Genomic DNA, 19,883 nt, shown 5'->3' with positions numbered 1-19,883 from the left:
GGTCCTAGAGAACGTCTCAACTGCCTGTCGTGATTTTTTCGATTACCTTGACTGCGAGCCCACTGCCCGGGACAAAGGCACTTGCAATCTCGGCACTGGCTTCGAACATCATTTCCCGCGTCGCAATGGACTCAATCTTATCCTTGAACCACTGCCCGTTCTCAATGACCTCGCCGGTCAACCCGTCAACTTCGATCACGCCGACCTTGTCTTCAGTGGTCCAGGAATACTGGAAAGCAAAGACGGGCCGGTAGTAGAGGTAGGCCTTCTCCACGGTGATTGTGTCCTGCTGGAATTCATGGGCATTGATGGCTTCCGCGGACAACGTTTGGTTGACCTTTTGAAGTAACGTGGGCACGCGGACCTGTGAGGCGACAGCTTCGGGCAATTGCAGTTCGACGTGTTCCTGCAACTTGTATTTGCGGATGTAGTTTTCCAGCGCGCCCTTTTTTACATCGCGGCACAGGCCATCCAGGTAGTCCTCATAAGGGATCTTGCGATGGCAGAACTCCACGGCGGCAAGCGTAATCGTCCGCTTGTTCCCTTGTTCGGTGATCGGGTATTCCGTGCCGTTGATGACGACCTTGTTCGCATAGGCATTGCCGACGTCAACTGGGTAGTTGATTTCCCTTGAAAAGTCGACCTCGCGCTTGGTGGCGACGTGCCAGAAAGGCTCGTAGCGCAGCTCGTGTTTGAGCAGAAGCACGGTCTCTTCTTTCGGCCGCTTGAAGGGATTGAGTTTGGCGGCCAAGCCAAACGCGTAAAGTTTTTTCTTGTTCGCTTGTTCGGTGGCCGCTGCCAATGGATACACTTGGTCGAACACGAAGATCTTGGCAGCGTTGTCTGCAAAACGTACGTTTTCCTGCATGGCCCACCCCTTGAGAAAAGATTCGCTCTTGCTTTTTATACATTGTAACCATTTCGCCGCCACTTGGCGGCACAAGAACATACGCGCCCGCTCGAAAAATGCCCGCTCAGGCCTTGACCATCCAAGCTCCTTCAAGTGGCCCAGTTGCAGCATGCGTCACCCTTCGATCCGCAATCTCATCACCAATTTGCAGCTGAGCTGCCAAACGTATACAGGCGTATTGCAAGACAGACCCGTCGAGGCATTTCACGCACCGGTCGCGGTCGCTCGGCGCGCGTTGCGAAGGTACTGCTGACGCAACAGTACCTTCTCAAGGGAAAAACAGCCCTGACTTAGCAAACCTACGCCAAAAGCGACGGCGAACGCTGGAACACTGGGAACCACTTGCCGGAACGCTGTCTTCCTGAATTTCGACTTCAGCGTAGCGCAAGCGCGGTAATTGTCACTGTCAAAATGGAGTGCCGGCGCGACTCCAAGCGGACAGGGACGCCGCGTCTGCTGCCAGCGCCCCCAATGCAAAACAGGCGCCATCGTCGAGAAGACCGGCAAGTACGGTCCCTTCCAGGGCTGCAGTAACTTCCCCAGGTGCGGCTACACAATGACGTGGTCCATTGGCAGGAAGCGACTCCGCCGCAAGCGCGGCCCTGTCCCCGCCTCCTACCTGCATCCGATCCGCGGGAACAAGTTGCGGCCTGGTCGGGCAGGTGAAGTTGCACGGACGTCGGCCAGGGAGGCGATGCAAGGGGGTGAACGATTTGTTGGGATGAAGCCGGATTACACCGGGATGGACGACCCGCGCTGGATGAAAAAAACACAGGAGATGATCGACGAGTATTTTGAGCGGTTACTGCGTGAGAAACCGGGACGCCGGAAGAATGATGAATTCCCATGAGCGCCCGGTTTGAGGCGGAATCTATGTGAGCAGAACACGGTGGAGAGCGGAACGCTAACTTCCTCATCTTCACCCATGTTCCTCTCCCCGTCCGCCTTGTCCGGACTTCGTCGCGCCGGCTGCTAGCAAGGGACGGGGCCTGAGGGAACGACGCTGGGCCAGGCAGCGCAAGCGGCCGCAGGACACGCGAACGGGCAAGGAGCCGACCAGAGCGATCCGTTGCAGCGCCCCTGAGGCGGGCCTGCATCGCCGACTTATGGACGCGCCTCCAATCGTCTCGTCCTGGACAGCAAGACCATAGAGCACCAGGAATTGGTGGACGAGATGTTCTTTCTAAAGAACCTTCATCAAAGCAGGATTTCCGCATGAAGAGGCGGAAGGCAAAATAGACGTGCACGCTCGCTCGTTGTACGCGCAAAACTCGTCTGCTTGCGTCTCCCAGGTCCTCAACTACCGAAAGACCGAATCGACCGAATGAAGGCGGCCCATTTCCACCCGGATTGAGCCCGTAACCCTCATGACGCTTCGCGTCCGCCCCCAACCATCTTCAGACTCAGCCAGACACCGACGGAGGTTCCAAGCAGGTCGATGAACCCGTAAGCGGGCCCACCCGTAGCAAAACCGAACACGGCCATCAGTGCTGCCGTGATGAACACTGCGGACTTGGTCTTGAACCACGTTGCGGCAATGAGCACCGGAACAGCATGTAAAAGCGCAATGATGATGATGGTCATGGGAATGAGCGATAATTGGAGTGGCAAGATCGTGGGCAACACGTCCCGTCACGTCAATCCCATAAATATATGATCTTCACAATTAGCGCGGAGGCGACACAGGTCGGGCCATCGGCCGTGGTTCATCACGGCGATCCGCTATTTCCTTCCGTCGGAGATGCTCGTATCGGCCTCGACAGAGCCTGAGCAATGCACTCGACAGCTCAGTATGGACGCCGTCCGCACCCAGATTCTCTTTGCCTCATTTAAAAAACAGTCCGTCGGCCGCCAGATTTTTGCCACGTGATATCCAAGTGCTGCTTCAGGCCGACAACGGGCAGACTGCTGCAGCGCTAGTGTTCGTAGCGTCCCTTCAAGATTAGATTCAGAGTTTCAACAAACGCGGTGGTAATAGTGCAGAGGATGGATGGAGAACCGCCGTCTCCAAATTAAAAGCCGACGCCAGTGCAGCGGATTCAACCGATTTCGAATAAACTTCCGCCACAAAAAAACAGACAGAGGGGGAAATCAACATGCAGCAACCGGTCGCGGCCATCGCAGGTGCACTTCTTATTGCACTCGCGTTTCCCGGTACGTCACTCGCCGCCAGTTACGACTGCAAAAAGGCGTCTACGCTGACTGAAATCGTCATCTGCGCAGATCAGCGTCTTTCGGTATATGACGAACAGCTTTCCGCCGTATACAACCGGATTAAAAAAGCCAATCCACTGGCAGAGTCGGAACTCGTCAATAGCCAGCGAAAGTGGCTAAAAAGCAGGAACACCTGCAGCAGCGATGTCGGCTGCCTCAGCAACGCTTATGCGTCAAGGCTCCTGGAGCTTCAACAGCTGGACCGGAGTCAATAGCCCGACACCCACGGCGCCGGCGATCTGGCGGAACGCCAGCAATCATGATTTGCTCCCCACGGCCATTTCTTTCTTATCCGGTTCTGCACGCACTGCCAGCCATCATCCGTCCTATCTTCACGCGCCTACAATGAGAGACTCCACCGGACACAACGGAAAGGCCCTTTTCCAAGCAGCGCGCTTTATCCTCGGCGCGCTGCTCCTCGCCACCGGCGTTCACGCGCACCCGAGTCCCGCGCCGGACTTCCGCGAGTGCCCGCAGTTTTTCCTCAATGGCAGCCCGCCAAGGATCGCCAATCTTGCGCAGTGGAGGCCGCGGCCTCTGTGCTATGAGGCGTTCGCCGTGCTGCACTCCGGCGTCACAAAAACGCCCCTGCTGGTCGCCGAACGCATGAGCCGGGAGCAGCTGATCGACGCCCAGGATGAGAAACGCAGCAATCGCTTCTTTGCGGATGCGCGCCTCCCCTTTGCCGATCGCGCGCAGCTTGAGGACTACAAGGGGAGCGGTTTTGACCGAGGACACATGGCGCCGGCGGCGAATATGCCGAGCACGCGCGCAATGGCGCAGAGTTTCTCGCTCGCGAACATGGTGCCTCAGGCGCCAAAAAACAACCAGAGGGCATGGGCGGGCATCGAACTCGCGACCCGCAAATATGTAATGCGTGCATCGGGCGATGTATACGTCATCAGCGGTCCGGTATTCGACGCGAAAGCGGAGACCATCGGCCCCGGGAAGGTATGGGTGCCGGACTACCTCTACAAGCTGGTCTACGACAAGAGCACCGGGCGCGCCTGGGCACACTGGCTGGAAAACACCAATGAGGCGCGTGTCAGTCGTCCGATCTCATATGAAGAACTGGTCCGCCGGACCGGAATTGAGTTTCTTCCCGGCGTAACAGCCAGGCCCTGATTCTTAATCGTACGTTCCGGCCATCGGGGTCGAACGAATTAAAAGCCATGCCGGCGAACAGCGCCATCCCATGAATTGGGTAGGGCACAACAGGGGCGCGCCGACTGCGACGCTTATTAACACGGAGCAACGCCAAATGTGTATCATCCTGTAACGACCGCTTATAATTTTTAGAAGGATTACGGCTGGTGGGTCCCCACCCGCCCAGAATCGTATGGCGCCCGAGTACCTGAATCGTTTACTAAAACGCGTCCCGTGGCATGTCCGTGCCGGAACGCTGCGTCTTTCCCAAGCCCGCCGCGTTTGGTTAGGCGCCAAATCACGAATCTAAGTCGCTTTCGTTCTAGTTAAGAGAATCGCGACCACTCAGTAAAGCCCCGACTGTGAACTCCTACCCCATCCCAAAGCGCTCCAGGCTTGCAGCGTCCCTGCTATGTGCAGGCGTTATCAGCATGACCGGCTGTTCTAGCCCTCCGAGTGAAGCCGAAGCCGCGACCGCCGTAAGACGGCTCTTCTTTGAGGCCGGCGGCATGTTTGGTGCCGCGGTCCCATTCGGCGCCATTCCCTCGTCGGTGAATCTAGGTAATTGCTTGAAGCAGGATGCTCCGGCGGGACATGTTTGCGATGTTCTCGTTGTCACCGAAGAGGTCCCGGTCGTGGGGGCGCTCTCGCTTCCCATGACCCTGCGTTTCGCCAAAGGCGAACAGGGCTGGCAGGCCTACCTGAACTGAGAGGGCAGCATGGCATTTACATGGGAAACGCCGAAGGGCGTTTGGCAGGAAGACGAAAATGGCAGTTTCGGGCTGTCCCGCTCCAAGGATTTTGGTGAAATCGCGTGGAGCCCGGAAGCGACCGGCCGGGCCGCGGACATTGCGCAGCTGATCGGCGCATCGGTGCCGACGCAATGCAGCTGCGCCCCGATTTTTCCGGACGACTTTGCCCATTGTCCGGAATGCGGGAAGCCGCTGCGCAACGCGGCCTCTAACGCGAAGCCGGCACCCGAATGGTGGGGGCCGTGCGGGGACCATTCCCTGAGCGAGCTGGCGCCAAAGGGTCTTCCGATCACGGCGGTCAATCTTGATTCGATCGTGCGTGGCCGCACGGCCGGACAGTCGACCGGCCGCCCCGATACCACCATGCTGTCGCCCCCCCTGGCACCATGCGTGTTCGCGTCTTCACGCTTCGGGCTGCTCGCGGACCGTCTGATCGCGCTCTCGTTCGAGCAGAACGCGTTGCAATACTGGGACCCGCATGAGAAACAGTGGCTCCGGATTGCGGCTGACGGCGATGCTGCCGGCCTCAGCTTCACCCGCTCCGCCTATTACTGGATACGCCCTGCTGTGCCGGAGACCGGGGAAATTGCACTCGTCCCGACTGACAGCGGCCTCTACCGGCTGTTCCTGAACCCCGTCACCGCGTCTTACCTCACGAGACCGGTCTGGGAAAAGCCGCTGGTGAGTGCGCCCGCCCAGGTGCAGCAGCATACTGCGTGCCTCTACAAGGATAGCGACGGGGTTCGCCTGTGGACTGCGAAGGCGCGAGCGCCTCAACCCCAAGTATACCCCTGCGCAGGCGGACAACTGCCCGACAACGGCTGGTCGCGGCCGATCACCCTGAACGGACAGGTCATCTGGCTGCATCAGCGCGGGCATCTTGTATGGAAGCCGGGCGCCGAGCCGCAATGGTTGCCCTGGCGCGCCGATTGGGAGCCGCGGTTTTCATTCGGCGGCGCGACGCAGAGTCGCGACGGACGCCTGTGGCTGATGGGCCAGAATGAACAAGGCTTCACCTACGTCCAGCTCGGCGTGCCCGACGGACCATCTACCGTTACAGACGGCGCTCGCCTCGGCTTCGGCTCTTTTGTGTTTCGCCTCGGGCACCAGGTGCTGGAGGACCCTTGGGACGCGGGCACCGTCGAAGACGAGAATGACGCCCACGCCCTGGTGGTTCCGGTGCTGCTAAGCCAGAGCGGCGACCGGCGCAAGCGTACCGGTCTCGTCCTGCGCTACGATCATTTCGTGGGCACCGCCGCTGCCATGCTCGACGGCCGCGAAGAGCGCGACGCAAAGCTGCAGTGGATCGGCGACCAGATCATCACGCTCGACCGTGCACGCATCTCCACGCCGCTTGAACTTTCCGCGTTCGTCCATGAGGACCATCTCTGGCTACACCATCCCGACTGGAGAGAGATGCGCGGCTGGAGACTGAACGGAGGCGGCAAATGATGAGCCGATTCTTGCGCATCGCCGTCGGTGCTGCTGCATTGACGGCTGCCAACGCCTTCGCCGCGTCCCATGTCTTCCTTGTCCAGAACTCGGGCTGGATGGAACCGTTCTTCGCCGATCCCGCATCCCAGTACAAGCCGCTAGTCACCGAGCTGGTTATGGCCGTGGCGCGGCCCGACGACCTGATGGTGCTCGCCTCCTTCAACCAGAGCCAACCGGGAGCGCCCTCACCAAAAGCCCTGATGTCGGCGAAGGTAACGAGCGATTCCAAAGCGCTTCGCGGCAGCGTCAGCGGCGCGCTGCAAAATCTTGAGGTGGGACGCAAGCCGAACCGCACGACCCTGGCCGACACCGACCTGAACGAAGCCGTCAGAACCGCAATCGACCAGGCGCTAGGCAAGAAGCCAGGCCTGGTGTGGCTCTTCACGAATAACAAGAACAGCCCCAACAACGACCAGGCCACGGCCAAGCGCAACCGGGAATTCTATGAACTGATTCACCGCGGGCAGGACATTCGGAAGGTGCTTGCCTTCCCGCTGCAAATGCCCGTGAAGAGCAAGTCGTTCCAGGCCAACGGCCTGATGGTCTACGTTTTTGGCATCCAGGAACAGGGAGCCCGCGATCTCGACGCACTGGTGCAGTCCGGCGCCATCCAAAAGATCATCACCGAATCCCCGGCGCGCCTGAAGCCGCTCGACGCAGACACGGTGCGGCTGCACCCGAAGGGCGTCTTCGAATCCCCGGGCGTCGGCTTCTCGATGGGCCAAAGCGGCGTGCTGCTAGCAGATGTCAATTCCGACGCCAAGACGCCCGTGGCCAAAGTCCAGTGGGCACTCGAAAACAGCATCTACCCTTACACCATCGCCCAAGCGGAGGTCAACGCCAGCTCGGTCCTCGCCGGCGAACGCAAGCCGATTACAGTGGACAAGACCGTCGTAACCGGGCTCCAACCCGGCAAGCAGACGCCCTTGTCCTCGACGCTGCAGCTGCCCGTCGCACAGATGCCGGATACCTGGTCTCTGGAGGCGATATCGGCGGCCGGCCGCGCATTCGTCTTGCCCGGCACGCTGGAGCTCGATCTGACGGGACAGCGGCTTGAATTGTCGCCCCAGTTCCGCGAGCGGATGGCGCAACTCTTCCCCGGCGATCCGTTGCCCGATCTTTTTATCCCGCCTGCTGAAGTAAAGGGCTCGAAGATCTCGCTGCCGATCCAGGTGCGGGTGAATTTTGGCCTGATGCCCCTGATTGCCCTGCTCGCCGCAGCCGCCGCTGCCATCCTCGCGACGGTCGGCGCGCTGCTTCTGGCAACCAAAGCGCGGTCGGTCAAGCTCGTGGTCGACGGCCAGCCCCGCACTGTGCTGACCAAGGCCCGCCAGGTTTATCCAATACACGACGCTGCCGGAAGAAAGGTAGCGGAGCTGAAAACACAGTGGTTCGGCAAGGTGCGGCTGACCGATATACGGGAAGGGGCGCAAGTGCGCCTCGGCCAATGATTTTTGACTCAAGGGAGATTTAACATGTCAGACAACAACAACGAAATCATCCTCGCGCAAGCAAACACCGATGCTGGCTTCAAGCTACCCGGTGCCAACACAAACGAGCGCCAAGCCGGTTCCGAACAACCGACCGCCAACACGATCGAAGTCAACCCGGGCGATCTCGTCGGCACCTCCGCGACGTCGTCGCGTGAAATGCTGATCGGCGGCGGCATCTTCGTGGTACTCCTCATCGCATTCTTCTTCGCCCGCAATGCCTATGCCAACCATCTCGTCGCCAAGCGCGTCTCGCCGACGACCGCCGGCTCCGCCGGCTGGCTATTGTTCCTTGGCCTGAGCTTCCTCAGCGCGGCGATTGTCCTGGCACTGGTCAACGCGCAACGCTTTCTGAACGTGTTCACCACTGCGCCGCTGGTTGCGATCGGTGTGGCCGCGCTGGTCGGAATGGTCGTTGTCGGACGCCGCTGATCGATCCTTCGCCTCATCAAACCAGACGACACGGTCACTTCCACCCGGGCATATCCCAGGGAACGGGGACCTCTACGCGAGAGAACAAAATGGCAGACGCAAACCTGAGTACCGCAGACAAGAAAACCGATCAGCTGGTCGACCTGCGGCCGACGCTTTTCATCGGCGCCGGAGGCACCGGCATGGAAGTAATGATGCGAATCCGGCGCCGGATCCTGAGCGCGGTGTGGAATCGCAGCCAGCCGACACGGGTCGAATCGATCGGTCATTTTCCAGTGGCGCGCTTCCTGCATTTCGATCTGGACAGCGGTGCGGTCATAGATGATGGCAAGTCGCAGAAAACCGATCCTTGGTACGAACTGGTAAAGTTCAGCGACGAGGAGCGTCTCGTCGAAGGCTTCGACATGGCGCAGTACCATGACTCGGACGACAGCCTGGCGCGCTTCCCGCTCATTGAAAAATGGATGCCCTTGCGACCACGCAAGCTGCGTTCTCTCGGAATCGACCCGTCCAAGGGCGCCGGCCAGATCCGGTCTATCTCGCGCCTCTATTTGTTCGACAAGTATCCAAAGCTGACCGGCCGGATCAAGAGCGCACTGTCTTTCTTGAAGAGTAACGCGGGCAACGTCCGCAAGGATGCGTACCAGCAGCTCGGCCTGCAGATCGATCCGTCGAAGTTCCGTATTGTCATCATCGCATCCTGCGCCGGAGGCACCGGTGCCGGTAGCGCGCTCGACCTCGGCTGGATTTCCAAGGCACTCGCCGCCCAAGAAGTCTCCGGCCACCAGGTCGACCTGGTCATGTTCCTTCCGTCCGGCTACGCAAAGGCCAACAAGGAACGGACGGAAGCTAACGCCTATGCCACCCTGATGGAACTGGAAACGGCGATGCGCGACATGAACGCCGAGGTCCGTTGGGCCGATATCGACAGCCTCAAAGGCAAGGGCACGCCGTTCGATGACGTGTATTTTGTCGACACTTCCAACGTCGGTAGCAAGACCACGGAAGATGTGCGCGACGTGTACGAGATGGTGGCTGACTCCCTGTTCAGCGATTTCGCCTCGGCGGACTTTGCGAACAAGAAGCGCTCGGTTGCCGTGAACCAGCAGCAGCACAAACTCGGCCCGTTCAACCCCGGCGTGCCGAAGGCGCGGTTCGGCGACATGCGCCTGTCGTACTTCAAGGGCTACTCCGCCTTCGGGCAGTCGACCCTGGATACGCAGCAAGGCCTGCGGCAGGACATCCGGGCCTATGAGCTGTCCGGCTTGATGGTAAAAGCCTTCTTCGGCCTGGTGGGCAGCGACGGCCAGTTGGCGCGACGCGCCAACGACCAGCAACGCGATGTCTTCATGCGGGAACACCTCGCGATGTCCGAGCGGCCATTCGACGAGTTTCCCGAGTTCAAGCGCGGTACCGTCGACGTCACCCCGTTCCAGGAGTACGCCGTGACGGACCAGCTGTTGCTGGACAAGGATGAACGCTCGCTGCTCGAACGCATCGAGAGCAAGGTGCATGACGAAATCGAGCGCATCATGGGCAGCTTCGAACTCGGCCTGTGGCGCGAAAAAGTGTCTGAACTGATTCCGCAGCTTGAGCGCGACGCGATCCGGGAAGCGGGGGCAACTGCCGAAACCAGTGAGGACCGCATCAAGCGTCACACCCGGGAGCTGACTGACAAGATCAAGGACAAGGCGCGCGGCCAGCTGTATGCATTGCTGGATGACCGCAAACAGGGCGGGCTCGAATTCGTGCTGTCGCTGCTGGAACAGGTAAAGGCCCGCCTGCACCAGCGCGATCTCGTCAATGCCGAGCGCAACAGCAAGCGTTACGGTGAAGTGCGGGATGCGCTGCGCACCCGCCAGATCCAGGAATCGCTGGACAACCTCTCGCAGGCCACCAAAAAGTTCCTCGGCATCGGCAAGGAAACCCAGTCGCGTGAAGTGATGGGACATATCAAGCGTGACCTGGCCGACTACCTGCGGTTTCATCTGCGTTCCGTCGCCGCGGCGCAGTCGTCGGAAGTGATGCAGGCTTTGTCCAAATGGCTGGGCGACGTCCAGGGCGTCGACGACAACGGCCAGGCGCAGTGGACCGGCATCGCCGGGGAATTCCAGGAGGGACGCCGGTGCGTGGTCGCGATGCTCGGCGCCGTTGACCAGCGCATTCAGCAATTGCGCGACGAGGCCCGGCATCAGCACGCAACCTATATCAAGCTAGCCAGCGAAGAAGCGCCGGAACCGGTGAAGCTGTCGGGCGACATCAGCGCATGGAGCGAAGACGTGCTGTTGGAGTTTGGCGGGTCGGCCAAGCTGTTCCCGCAGCTGGGCGACGAAAAGCTGCGCGCCGATCTGTTGCTCAAGCTGTTCAGACGCGCACAGGTACAGGTCACGCTTGACCAGGCCGGGGAAACGACACAGGTGGACCCCTTGCTCGACAAGTTGCAGGCGATGCCGCCGGCCGAACGCCAGCGCGTTTTCAACGACTGGATAAAGAGCGCGATGCCGTGGGTCAATACACGCTTCAACGCGGAGTTCACGCCGCGTGCCGACCAGTTCAAATGCTTCATCGGGGTTGGCGACAGTGCCGCGTGGCGCGCCCTGGAAGCGGAGATCAAGGCATCGGTTCCCGCCGGGTCATTTACGGGAGACCTGGTAAGCCTGGTGAACACCGGCATTCCGGGCAAGGCAACCTGCTATATCGAACTGTCGGGTTACCCGATGACGGTGATGCGCGGGCTGCCGACCTGGCGCGCTTCCTATCAGCTGGAAAACCCGAAGATCCCGACTCACGTGCACTTCGATGCAACCCGTTACCGTCACCCGATTGCGCCGACCATGGATGAGCTGAACCGGTTGGCCGACGACTTCGAATACTTCCTGCAGGCGATTGCTCTGGGCGTCCTGAAGCGCAAGGCCGACCTGTTCGACCGCGAAGCCGCATTCCAGCCCCAGGGCCAATATGTCTTCGAGGTGGAGCCGGGTTCGGGTGAATGGCGCCAAATGGGGAACGAGTACGCTATCCGCTCCAATGGACTGCCGACTTTCTACCGCGAACAGATCATCGCAGCGGTTAACAACAAGTTGTCGCAGATGGGACCGTCTCAGCTCGTGCTGCTGGCCGCATTGATGCGTAACTATCAGCACCAGGTCTACCGTCCGAGAATGGAGCAGGACGAGACCGGCGCCGAGACTCCGGCGCCGTCGCTGCCCAGCATTACCGCCAAGCGCCTGTATGAGGAATGGCTGAAGCGGGCGCGCCAGCAGAATCCTGCCATTACGGCCGCGGCGGTCGAAACGGCGGCTGCGGCAATCGCGGAATGGACCGATACGGTGCCCGGGTCGGCTACTGACAGCTACAGCTGGGAGGTCGATAGTCCCGCTGACAAACGCGTGCCGTCTGCCGCCGTGCTCGCCGGCGAACGGGTTGCTGCATCCTTCATCGGTGGTTCCCAGGCTCCGGTCGCAGTTGCCCCGGTCGGCATGCCCGCAGCTGTCCGTAGCCCGGCCCCAGCGCCCGTTTCCCGCGCCGCATTCAAGGTGTTCCGCAACAAGAAGCAGGAGGGCCCCTATCCCCTCGCCGAGCTAGCCGAGATGATCACCCGCGGCGAGGTGACTGCTGACACCAAGGTCTGGGACATGGAATGGAATCCCAAGACGGACAAATGGAAGCTCGCGCAGGACGTAGCAGAACTTGCTTCGTTTTTCGCCGGAGCCATCCCCGACCCCGAGGAAGATGAAATTCCCGACCCCGAGGACTGAAGATAGCCGGAGGTGCCTCGCGCTGCGAGGCACCTCGGTCCAGGTCATGTTCCGTTACATGTAAGGCCCACCCGTGGATGAAGCAGTGAACTACCGTTGTATCAGCGAAACCTGTGGTCGCGCGTTCCCGCGGGCGGCCTCATATTGCCCGTATTGCGGAACAAATCAGTCCGCCCAGTCGGCACCACGCGATGCCGCAAAGCCGCCTGCTCAGGAACAGGCAAAGCCCACCACCCCGGTCGCACCGGTCGTCGAGGCTCCTGCGGTAGCCACGTTCGAAGCTGTCAAACCGCCTCAGCGCAAGCGGCGCGCCGGCCCGCCCCCAGTCGAGCGGACCGTGGAGACACCGGCGCCGGTTCCCACGCCAGCCCCCGAAAACCCGGCCCCTTCTACCGCGGGGCCTACATTACCCGAGACATCGGAGAAGAAACGCGGCAAAAAATCGAAATGGCCGTGGGTTCTCGCGTCGGTCGTGATTGGCCTTTACTGGCTTGGCTCTGTCGGCAATGAGACAAAGCTCGAAGAACAGTCCAAGGCGGCAGTCGCTTTCGCAAGCGAGTGCAAGATTGACGCAGCAAAAGCCACGCTGGCCGAGATGCAAAATGCGAATGCCACCGATGAGCAGATGCAGAAGGCGCGTCAGGCTATTGGTCAATACGGCCCGGAGTGCGCGAAGCGACAGAAGCGCGAGCAGGCCTGGGGTGAAGCCAAGAAAGCAGTCGAGGACGCGATCTCTACTGGCGCATTCGACAAGGCGGAGTCCAGGCTGGCCGCATTTATTCGCCGCTGGGATGAAGACGCCGACACGCGTGAGCTGCGCGAGCAGATCCAGGCCGGCAACGCAGCACGTCTGTTGAACGAGGCCCAAGCCTGCCTCGAGAGCGGCAACGCGATTTGCGTGCAACAGCGCTTGTCCGCACTGGAAAAGAGGGAACGCCCGGAACTTGCCGACCGCATCCTCGCGATGAAGGAAACGCTCGCCACCCAGCAGCAAAAGGCGGCCGAGCCGCCGCCCGTCGCTACGCCAACGCCTGCACCTGCTGCGATAGCTACCCCTCCGTCAATCGCTGCGCCAGCGCCGGTTACGGCTCCTTCATCCATGCCTGCGCCTACTCCGGCTGCAAATCCAAACGCAGTCTTCATCGACAGCCTGTTGCGCGATGGTGAAGCAGCACTGGCTGCACAGCGGTATCGCGAAGCGATGACCAACGCGAACAACGTATTGCGGCTTGAGCACGACAACCGTCGCGCGCGGAGCCTCCTGGAGCGGGCACGCTCGGCGGAGTTCAGGGCTTTGCAGGAAGAAACAATAATTCGTTAACAACCAGGATAAGCATCAAGGGAGCAAACATGGCAGCAAGCAAATTCATGAAGTCGGCGTCCGGTGTTTTGGCAGTGACTGTTTTTGTCGCTGGATGTGCAACGCCCCGCGGCGGAGACGGTACGCAGAACGCGAGTGTGAGCGACGGCGGATGCAACGCGGCTGCAATCGGAGCCATCGGTGCCGTGCTTGGCGCCGTGATCGCCGGGGGCAACACACGCAACATGGCAACAGGCGCTGCAATCGGCGGAGCGCTTGGTGCCCTCGCCTGCGTGGCGATTAACGCTCACTCGCAACAAACGAGAAGCGCCGAGGCGGTCGAGCAAGACTATCGGCGCCAAGCCGGTGCTTTGCCACCGCAGCCCACGGTCGTTCGCTACGCGACCGCGATTGCGCCATCACAAGCAATCCGCGCCGGCAGCGATGTTCAGCTCAGGTCCAACATCGAAGTGGTGCCGGGCCGCGATATCCCGGTCAAGGAGATCAAGGAAGAGCTGGTGCTGATCAACCCGGAAGGCAAGGAATTTAACCGTCTCCCAAAAGTGGTCAATGAAAACGGTGGCGCAGGCCAGTATCAGAATACCTTCGCGTTCAAACTGCCGAAAAGCGCTCCTCAGGGCGTCTACACCGCGCGTACCCTTCTGTATGTGAACAATAAGGTGATGAGCCAGTCCGATTCGAAGGTCCAGCTGGTGCACGGGCCACACGCAAACGACATCGTTTTGGCGAGCAAGTAGCGCTTGTCTTGTCCGCGGCCCACTCACACTTTGAGCAGGGCCCGGGCTTCTCCGGAATTCCTTCGGTCCGCCGCCTGCCTTGCCTTAGATGGGAGAGCACCCGTGCTTAGGGGTGCCACTTCCGTTCAACGACGATACGGTTCACACCCGACTCCATCATTGTCGCGATCGAGGTGAGGGCCATAACCAGGATCGCCGCGACGTACGGGCGCAGCACCAGCCGCACGGGCCTCCGAACAGTTCGCGAACGGCGACGTTCTCCAGGACGACGAAGCCGATGACCGGTTTCCGGATGCCGGCCCGCTCGATGGCGCGAGCAGCGGTAGCGACGGCGTTGTTGGCCTGCCTCCGTGGCAATGGTAATCACCCGTCCTGCGGTTAGTATGGCAACCTTCGCTATTGACACCACCACCGTGCGCAAAGGCCGTTCCAGGGGCGAGAGCAAACAATAGGGCAATTCCTGTCCTGGTCATGTCGATACCCCCTGCGCTTCACGATGTCACCGTGCACCTGAACGGACACTTCATTTCCAGGCACGACGATTCAAGGCCAATGCCGATCAGTTTGATCGCCTAATGCTGAGATTGAAGGTAGCACGTGCCGCTTCGCGCGCATGCACCAGATCTGTCTTCTCAATGAAACGCAAGGTATAGCGGCACTCCGGTTTCAGACGAAGCAGCGGAGAAAACGTCGCTGAAAACTCTGCAAACGAAAGCCGCTCGACCGCGTCATACTGCTTGCCCAGCAACCCGAGCACTGATGCCAAGTCGCTTGTCAGCCCCTGGAACGTAATTGACGAATCATCGGCCAGGACGATGGCGACCGGCCGCGCAACCTTCTTCGTTCCGCTTTCGGTGTAGAGGCACGGCGGCTTTCCGCTTCCTTCCTCGTGCTTCTTCACGATGGCGGCGACCTTCTCGATCCCGCCCGCGGCGGATACCACGGAAGTTGCAGCCTGCGCCTCCGCCAGCTTCGTGGAAAGGTTCTCCACGCCGCCTGCCTGCGCTACAAGTTCAGCGGCCTTCTTGACCTCGGCGGCGCCTCCGGCGCGGCTAATGAAATCTGCCGTGCCCTTCAGTTCCTTTAGCGGCGCCAGCTTGGTCAGTTCATCCGTAAGTTCCGTGATACTCGAAACCCCGCTCGCCTTGAGCAGTGCCGCCGTCGCCTCCTTCTCATCTGCACGGCGCTTGTCATCCCGTTCCTGTACCGCCTTGGCCAATACGTACAGGAGCAGACCGAGGAAGATGATCTGCACAAGGAGATCAATCAGGGTGATGAAATAGACATCGTTTGATCGCTTCATGCTGTTTCTGCAGGTACGTTGCTAGGTCCCGTTACTCGATTATCACTGACCGGTGCAGTCACTGCGTCGGTGCCGGCCTTGAGGCGTTCGAGGGACTGTAACGCGGCAGCAGATGCACGGTGCAATTCATCCTCCACGGACCGGCCCGAGGTCGCAAGGCGCGCCTTCACGTCCTCCGCCGAAGACAGCAGGGTGGTCTGTGCATTTGCCACCGAGCCGGACAAGGCGTCGAACGCTCCCTGTAACGACACGACTGTGCTGTCGAGCTTTGCCGCGAGGTCGAGCATCCTCTGCGTATCCTGCGCCGTCCTTGCCGTGCTTTCCCCGGCCGCGACAATCTTTGCTGCCTGCGCCGCCCCCCGTTCGGCCTCGCGCCCGATGCTCTCAATTGAGGCGGCAATACGTGCATTCAGGGCCTCGACGGAGTGCGCGTACTCGGGAAGCCTGGACAGTTCCTTGCCGAAGCCGCTGCTGATGTTGCCAGCCTTTTCCAGCTGCGCGGACAGATTGCCCGCATGCTGAGCAAGTACTGGCATGACAACGCTCAGGCCGCGGATGTCCCTAGCAAGAACATCAGACGCCTCTGCCGCCTCGGCAATGTGCTCAACTGCGCCCCCCAGTCGGCCGGATGCTGCCTCAAGCGTTTCCAGCTGGTCCGCCGCGCGCTTGGTCGCCGCACGCATGCCCTTGAATGCCGGGCCGGCATCGCTGACGGCCGTCGCAAATTCCTGTAGCGAAGCGGCTGAACCGGCCATAATGCGAGCCGTATCGGCAATGCTCTCGTTCACATTGCCCAGAGACTGCGCAGACTGCACCAGATCGCCGCCAGGGCCGCCAAGTACCTTGATTTGGAGAGACACCTGGTTAAGGCATGCGCCGAGGTTGGAAGAGGCGGAAATAGCGTTCTGGACCGCCCCGATTTCCTCGCGGGTCTTCGCCGTGAGCTCTGCGAGCGCCTTGTTGAGGTCGGCCGTGATGGCCAGCGTATTTTTCACGCTCTGTACATACTGTTGGCGCTCCCCATTGAATGCCGTATTGTTCAGCAGGACCCGCAACTCGTGCGTGCCCGATGTGGCAGATGCCAGCACATCGGCGATCTCCTCGGCAAATCCCTGTGCCACGTCGAGCATCTTCTCTTCGGCGGCGCGTCTGGTCAATTCAGAAGCCTCGATCGTTTTTGCGACGATCTCCTTGGAAAACGCAGCGAGCTGGTTGCTTGCAGTCTCCACATTGGTGACCAGCTCTGCCGACTTGCTGACGTACTTGTCCATCAGCTCATCCATGCTGAGCTCGTTGACCTGAACGCACTTGCTTTGCAGGTGCATGCGTGCGACCACGGCGTATCCAGTTGCAATCAAACCTGTCCCGAACTGGTGGACAACTGTCTCCACGTGTGCCGCTGCGTCCTCGGCACCAACCACGAACGCGCTAATGCACAGTGCAGCGACTGTGATCAGGAAGCCAAAATAGTAGACGCTGTCGATTTCTACCTGGGACAAACCGGATTTGGCCTGCGACAGCAATCTGAAGTGGTAATACGCTAGCGGGAGAATAGCAAGGACGATGGCTACCAATGGTGGGGTCGTCGGAACAACGAAGGCCGTTGCCAGCAACACGACTACCGATGTGAGCATTGCGCCAATCATCGTCGGGAAATAATTCTTAGTCATCTCGTTGTTTCTTCCTTAGTGGCACTCAATTCCACCCCGCCGGGCAGATAGCTGAAATTCAAACCGGCCTGCGGCCCTTCGATATCGCTGAAGAACCATCTCCAAAAGTGATTTCGGCAATCAATGGTCTTGCCCGTCACTCCGAGCACGGGTGCGAGATTGAGCGAGACGAAGGTGTTGCCGAACTGGGGACGCTCCAGCGCGCCGCGCCGCATTTCCCTGTAGCTGCTAACGGCGGACTCGCCTGAATCGCAGCGGCGCAGGCTGAACCGCGGCGAATCTTCCAGAAGATCCGAGAACACCGTGATCGTGTTCCTCGGCGCGCGCAGATACTGGGTCACCGAGATATCTGCTAAGAGTCTTGAAACTGGCATTCGGGCAGAGTCGGGCTGCGCCAAACGTACCGCGTTGTCAAGCGCCTTCATGAGCGCGCCGCGCGTTCCGGGCATTGCATTGGGAAGCCAGCCGATCAGGCGGCTCCACTCGGGCGTTGCGCTGCAGACTGAAGTAACCGGAGCGGCGGCCCGTTCGGGGCTCTGCAGCGTCGAAAATACGGTGAGCCGGTGAACGCCTCGGCCTCCTGCACTCAGTTGCTCTGCAACCCGTGCCGAAACTTCCTTCCGTACTGTCTCATCATATGGTGTGGGCATGTCCAGGACGACGATGGTGCTCGCGTCTACTTGCTCGGGACATTCAAGTTGACTTTCCCCGTCCGCCACCTGCGCGAAAACTTCCCGTTTCTGGGGTGCGAGAAGAGCCTGGGCGGCCACTAGCATGACCAGGACCAGCAAGACCGCGGCGCCGGCGTACAAGTACAAGCGCCTGGGACTTCCCCTGGCCTGACCACGTGCTTCGCTTCCACCGCTCTGTCCGCCGCTACCACGATCTTCAAGGCTAGTTTTCGAAGCATGATCCGTCGCAGCGGTCCCAGTTGTACTGGACGCCATCTCACTGCCTGGTTCGTTATCCTGCGGCGCATCTTGCGGCCCCCGGCGTTCTGGCGCGCGGGCAAGGATATTAGAATCGTTCCTCGATACACTCCATGCCTGTCGAGCGTTTTTCGGCCGTGGGGTGGGCGTTCGAGACGGAGAATTTGCCTGGCTAGCTCCGCAGTACGGGCAAAAATTCACCTCCCTGCTGTGGCGCTTCCCGCATTCATAACTCCTGCACAAGTGAGTCATGGATTCTTTTCCTCGGCCGAATCCCCTCCGCCCCAGACCGGCCCGGCAAGAAGACGATCATCTCTCGCGTGAGCCGTCTGGGTGCCCCCTGCTGTCTTCGAAACCATGGTGCCGCTCATTTCGAGGCGACGCATGCCCGGCGCTCTCTCTGCAGGACGTTCTTGGGCGCTCATCCTGAATCTCGTGCGCGAGATGTTATCGCCGCTATCCGTATCGCGTCTTTCTGATGGCATTCGTCTTGGTATCGATTCGGATAACTTCACGTCACGCTTCCAATCGGGCTAGGCATCGCATCCATTACTGCCGCCGGCGTCGCCCAGCTCGTTCCAATTGGTTCACTCTCGCAGCGAGGGATCTCTCGAATTCGTTCAAGCTGAACGTCCTCAACATTCAATATGGGTAGTGGCCTGGCGTCTGCACCACTGCCTCCCAAAAGAGCCCGAACGATCTATTCTGATAGATCGACACAAATCTTACAAGCCGGCAAGATAACGTTGTCAGGGAAACTAAGCTGAAAGGCGCATGACCGCCATTCCGCTGCTCACAATCCCCCATAAATATGGGAGATTGATCCCAGTAGATCAAAGCCTTCGTGAACGCAGCGATCCGAATCACACGTTACGTACCCGAGTGGCGCAAGTGACGGATCAGGTGCGCGTTCAGATCCCGGCGATCATCGGCGGTGAAGAATTGACCGGCGTAGCGGGCCTCGACCAGTGGCTGATGCTGAAGATCGTCCTGGACCTGCGCGGAAGCCCGCTCCCAGAAGCGGTCGAAAGACTTGTCTTCAGGCCGCGGGCACTTTGCAAGCTGCTCGCGGACGCGTTGCTCGAGCGGGGCCTGGCCGCGACTGCCGGGGTCGAATACGACATCAATGCGCCACTCGAGGACGATTGATGGCGCCTCCTCCGCAGCCGCTGGTCGTCAACGGCTGGCGGATCTACCTGCACGCGCAGTTCCTGGGTCAATATGAGGGCCTGCTCGACGTGGTCGAGAAGCTCCGACAGGCCGACGCTGAGCAATACAAGAAAAAGAAGGAAGCGAAGCCGCTCGCCGCCATCACCCATCTCATCTTCAAGGTGATCCCGGAGGATCCGGGCCGCCAGGAATACCGGCAAGGGGACACTCTTGGTGAGCAGTACAAGAATTGGTTTCGCGCGAAGCTGTTCCAGCAGTACAGCCTGTTCTTTCGGTACGACACCAAGTCCAAGGTCATCATCTATGGATGGATCAATGACGAGGACACATTGCGCCTACGGCAGTAAGTCTGACGCCACCAAGACCTTCGCCAGGATGCTGAAATCAGGTAACCCGTCAAACGATTGGGACGAGCTCTTGGCCGAGGTCACGGCACAAACGCAACGGCAGGAGCAAGTAGTGGAGCGCGGCGGCTCCCTTTAGCATTCTCTTGATTTGGTGCGTGTCTCGCTCGCGGTGCCACGCCTACGGCGACTATGCTCGGCGTCCAACAACGC

At 60.1% G+C, this 19,883-nt stretch carries 18 protein-coding genes and 1 pseudogene; 13 read left to right on the top strand and 6 right to left on the bottom strand.

Going from position 1 to position 19,883, the window contains the following annotated elements; genetic code table 11:
- Positions 1-16: 16 nt before the first annotated feature.
- Positions 17-1,021: a hypothetical protein gene (locus NCCP691_RS05740; RefSeq protein ID WP_238482335.1), complete on the bottom strand. Its 1,005-nt coding sequence runs from the start codon at positions 1,019-1,021 to the stop codon at positions 17-19.
- 286 nt (positions 1,022-1,307) lie between these two features.
- Here NCCP691_RS05740 and NCCP691_RS21590 point away from each other — a divergent pair.
- Both NCCP691_RS21590 and NCCP691_RS21500 read left to right on the top strand, forming a co-directional pair.
- A pseudogene (locus tag NCCP691_RS21590) lies at positions 1,308-1,454 on the top strand (hypothetical protein); the annotation flags it as partial.
- 177 nt (positions 1,455-1,631) lie between these two features.
- A complete protein-coding gene (locus NCCP691_RS21500; RefSeq protein ID WP_274387224.1) occupies positions 1,632-1,760 on the top strand; it encodes a hypothetical protein in 129 nt (42 codons plus the stop codon).
- 515 nt (positions 1,761-2,275) lie between these two features.
- On the opposite strand, the gene NCCP691_RS05730 is transcribed toward NCCP691_RS21500, so the two are convergent.
- Positions 2,276-2,494: a hypothetical protein gene (locus NCCP691_RS05730; RefSeq protein ID WP_220807295.1), complete on the bottom strand. Its 219-nt coding sequence runs from the start codon at positions 2,492-2,494 to the stop codon at positions 2,276-2,278.
- A gap of 512 nt (positions 2,495-3,006) precedes the next feature.
- Here NCCP691_RS05730 and NCCP691_RS05725 point away from each other — a divergent pair.
- From NCCP691_RS05725 to NCCP691_RS05685, 9 genes are all read left to right on the top strand, one after another.
- On the top strand, positions 3,007-3,339 hold the full coding sequence (locus NCCP691_RS05725; RefSeq protein WP_220807294.1) for a lysozyme inhibitor LprI family protein: 333 nt from the start codon (positions 3,007-3,009) through the stop codon (positions 3,337-3,339).
- 130 nt (positions 3,340-3,469) lie between these two features.
- Complete coding sequence (locus NCCP691_RS05720) at positions 3,470-4,249, top strand: DNA/RNA non-specific endonuclease (protein WP_220807293.1); 780 nt, start codon at positions 3,470-3,472, stop codon at positions 4,247-4,249.
- A 452-nt stretch (positions 4,250-4,701) separates the two neighbouring features.
- The gene (locus NCCP691_RS05715; RefSeq protein WP_220807292.1) at positions 4,702-4,980 is read left to right on the top strand and encodes a hypothetical protein; all 279 of its coding nucleotides are present in this window, start codon (positions 4,702-4,704) and stop codon (positions 4,978-4,980) included.
- A gap of 9 nt (positions 4,981-4,989) precedes the next feature.
- Positions 4,990-6,474: a hypothetical protein gene (locus NCCP691_RS05710; protein WP_220807291.1), complete on the top strand. Its 1,485-nt coding sequence runs from the start codon at positions 4,990-4,992 to the stop codon at positions 6,472-6,474.
- A complete protein-coding gene (locus NCCP691_RS05705) occupies positions 6,471-7,967 on the top strand; it encodes a hypothetical protein (RefSeq protein WP_220807290.1) in 1,497 nt (498 codons plus the stop codon). Before NCCP691_RS05710 ends, NCCP691_RS05705 begins: the two co-directional genes overlap by 4 nt.
- 24 nt (positions 7,968-7,991) lie before the next feature.
- On the top strand, positions 7,992-8,438 hold the full coding sequence (locus NCCP691_RS05700; RefSeq protein WP_220807289.1) for a hypothetical protein: 447 nt from the start codon (positions 7,992-7,994) through the stop codon (positions 8,436-8,438).
- Positions 8,439-8,527: 89 nt separating this feature from the next.
- Positions 8,528-12,196: a tubulin-like doman-containing protein gene (locus NCCP691_RS05695; protein ID WP_220807288.1), complete on the top strand. Its 3,669-nt coding sequence runs from the start codon at positions 8,528-8,530 to the stop codon at positions 12,194-12,196.
- Between the two features lie 73 nt (positions 12,197-12,269).
- Positions 12,270-13,517 (top strand): hypothetical protein, encoded by a 1,248-nt coding sequence (locus NCCP691_RS05690; protein WP_220807287.1) that lies wholly within the window; start codon positions 12,270-12,272, stop codon positions 13,515-13,517.
- Between the two features lie 29 nt (positions 13,518-13,546).
- Positions 13,547-14,254: a hypothetical protein gene (locus NCCP691_RS05685; protein WP_220807286.1), complete on the top strand. Its 708-nt coding sequence runs from the start codon at positions 13,547-13,549 to the stop codon at positions 14,252-14,254.
- 125 nt (positions 14,255-14,379) lie between these two features.
- On the opposite strand, the gene NCCP691_RS05680 is transcribed toward NCCP691_RS05685, so the two are convergent.
- From NCCP691_RS05680 to NCCP691_RS05665, 4 genes are all read right to left on the bottom strand, one after another.
- Positions 14,380-14,727 carry an excalibur calcium-binding domain-containing protein gene (locus NCCP691_RS05680; RefSeq protein ID WP_220807285.1) on the bottom strand — a complete coding sequence of 116 codons (348 nt, stop codon included), beginning with the start codon at positions 14,725-14,727 and terminating at the stop codon, positions 14,380-14,382.
- A gap of 86 nt (positions 14,728-14,813) precedes the next feature.
- Positions 14,814-15,557: a hypothetical protein gene (locus NCCP691_RS05675; RefSeq protein WP_220807284.1), complete on the bottom strand. Its 744-nt coding sequence runs from the start codon at positions 15,555-15,557 to the stop codon at positions 14,814-14,816.
- Entirely contained in the window at positions 15,554-17,227 is a 1,674-nt protein-coding gene (locus NCCP691_RS05670; protein ID WP_220807283.1) for a hypothetical protein, read from the bottom strand. Before NCCP691_RS05670 ends, NCCP691_RS05675 begins: the two co-directional genes overlap by 4 nt.
- Positions 17,224-18,018, bottom strand: coding sequence for a hypothetical protein (locus tag NCCP691_RS05665; RefSeq protein ID WP_220807282.1), 795 nt, complete (start codon positions 18,016-18,018; stop codon positions 17,224-17,226). Before NCCP691_RS05665 ends, NCCP691_RS05670 begins: the two co-directional genes overlap by 4 nt.
- A 912-nt stretch (positions 18,019-18,930) precedes the next feature.
- On the opposite strand from NCCP691_RS05665, the gene NCCP691_RS05660 reads away from it, so the two are divergent.
- A complete protein-coding gene (locus NCCP691_RS05660) occupies positions 18,931-19,305 on the top strand; it encodes a hypothetical protein (protein WP_220807281.1) in 375 nt (124 codons plus the stop codon).
- A complete protein-coding gene (locus NCCP691_RS05655) occupies positions 19,305-19,673 on the top strand; it encodes a type II toxin-antitoxin system YhaV family toxin (RefSeq protein WP_238482334.1) in 369 nt (122 codons plus the stop codon). The genes NCCP691_RS05660 and NCCP691_RS05655 overlap by 1 nt, the downstream gene beginning before the upstream one ends.
- Positions 19,674-19,883: the final 210 nt, after the last annotated feature.

This window comes from Noviherbaspirillum aridicola, assembly GCF_019656455.1.
GTDB lineage: Bacteria > Pseudomonadota > Gammaproteobacteria > Burkholderiales > Burkholderiaceae_D > Noviherbaspirillum > Noviherbaspirillum aridicola.
This window is presented reverse-complemented; position numbering and strand designations above follow the sequence as displayed.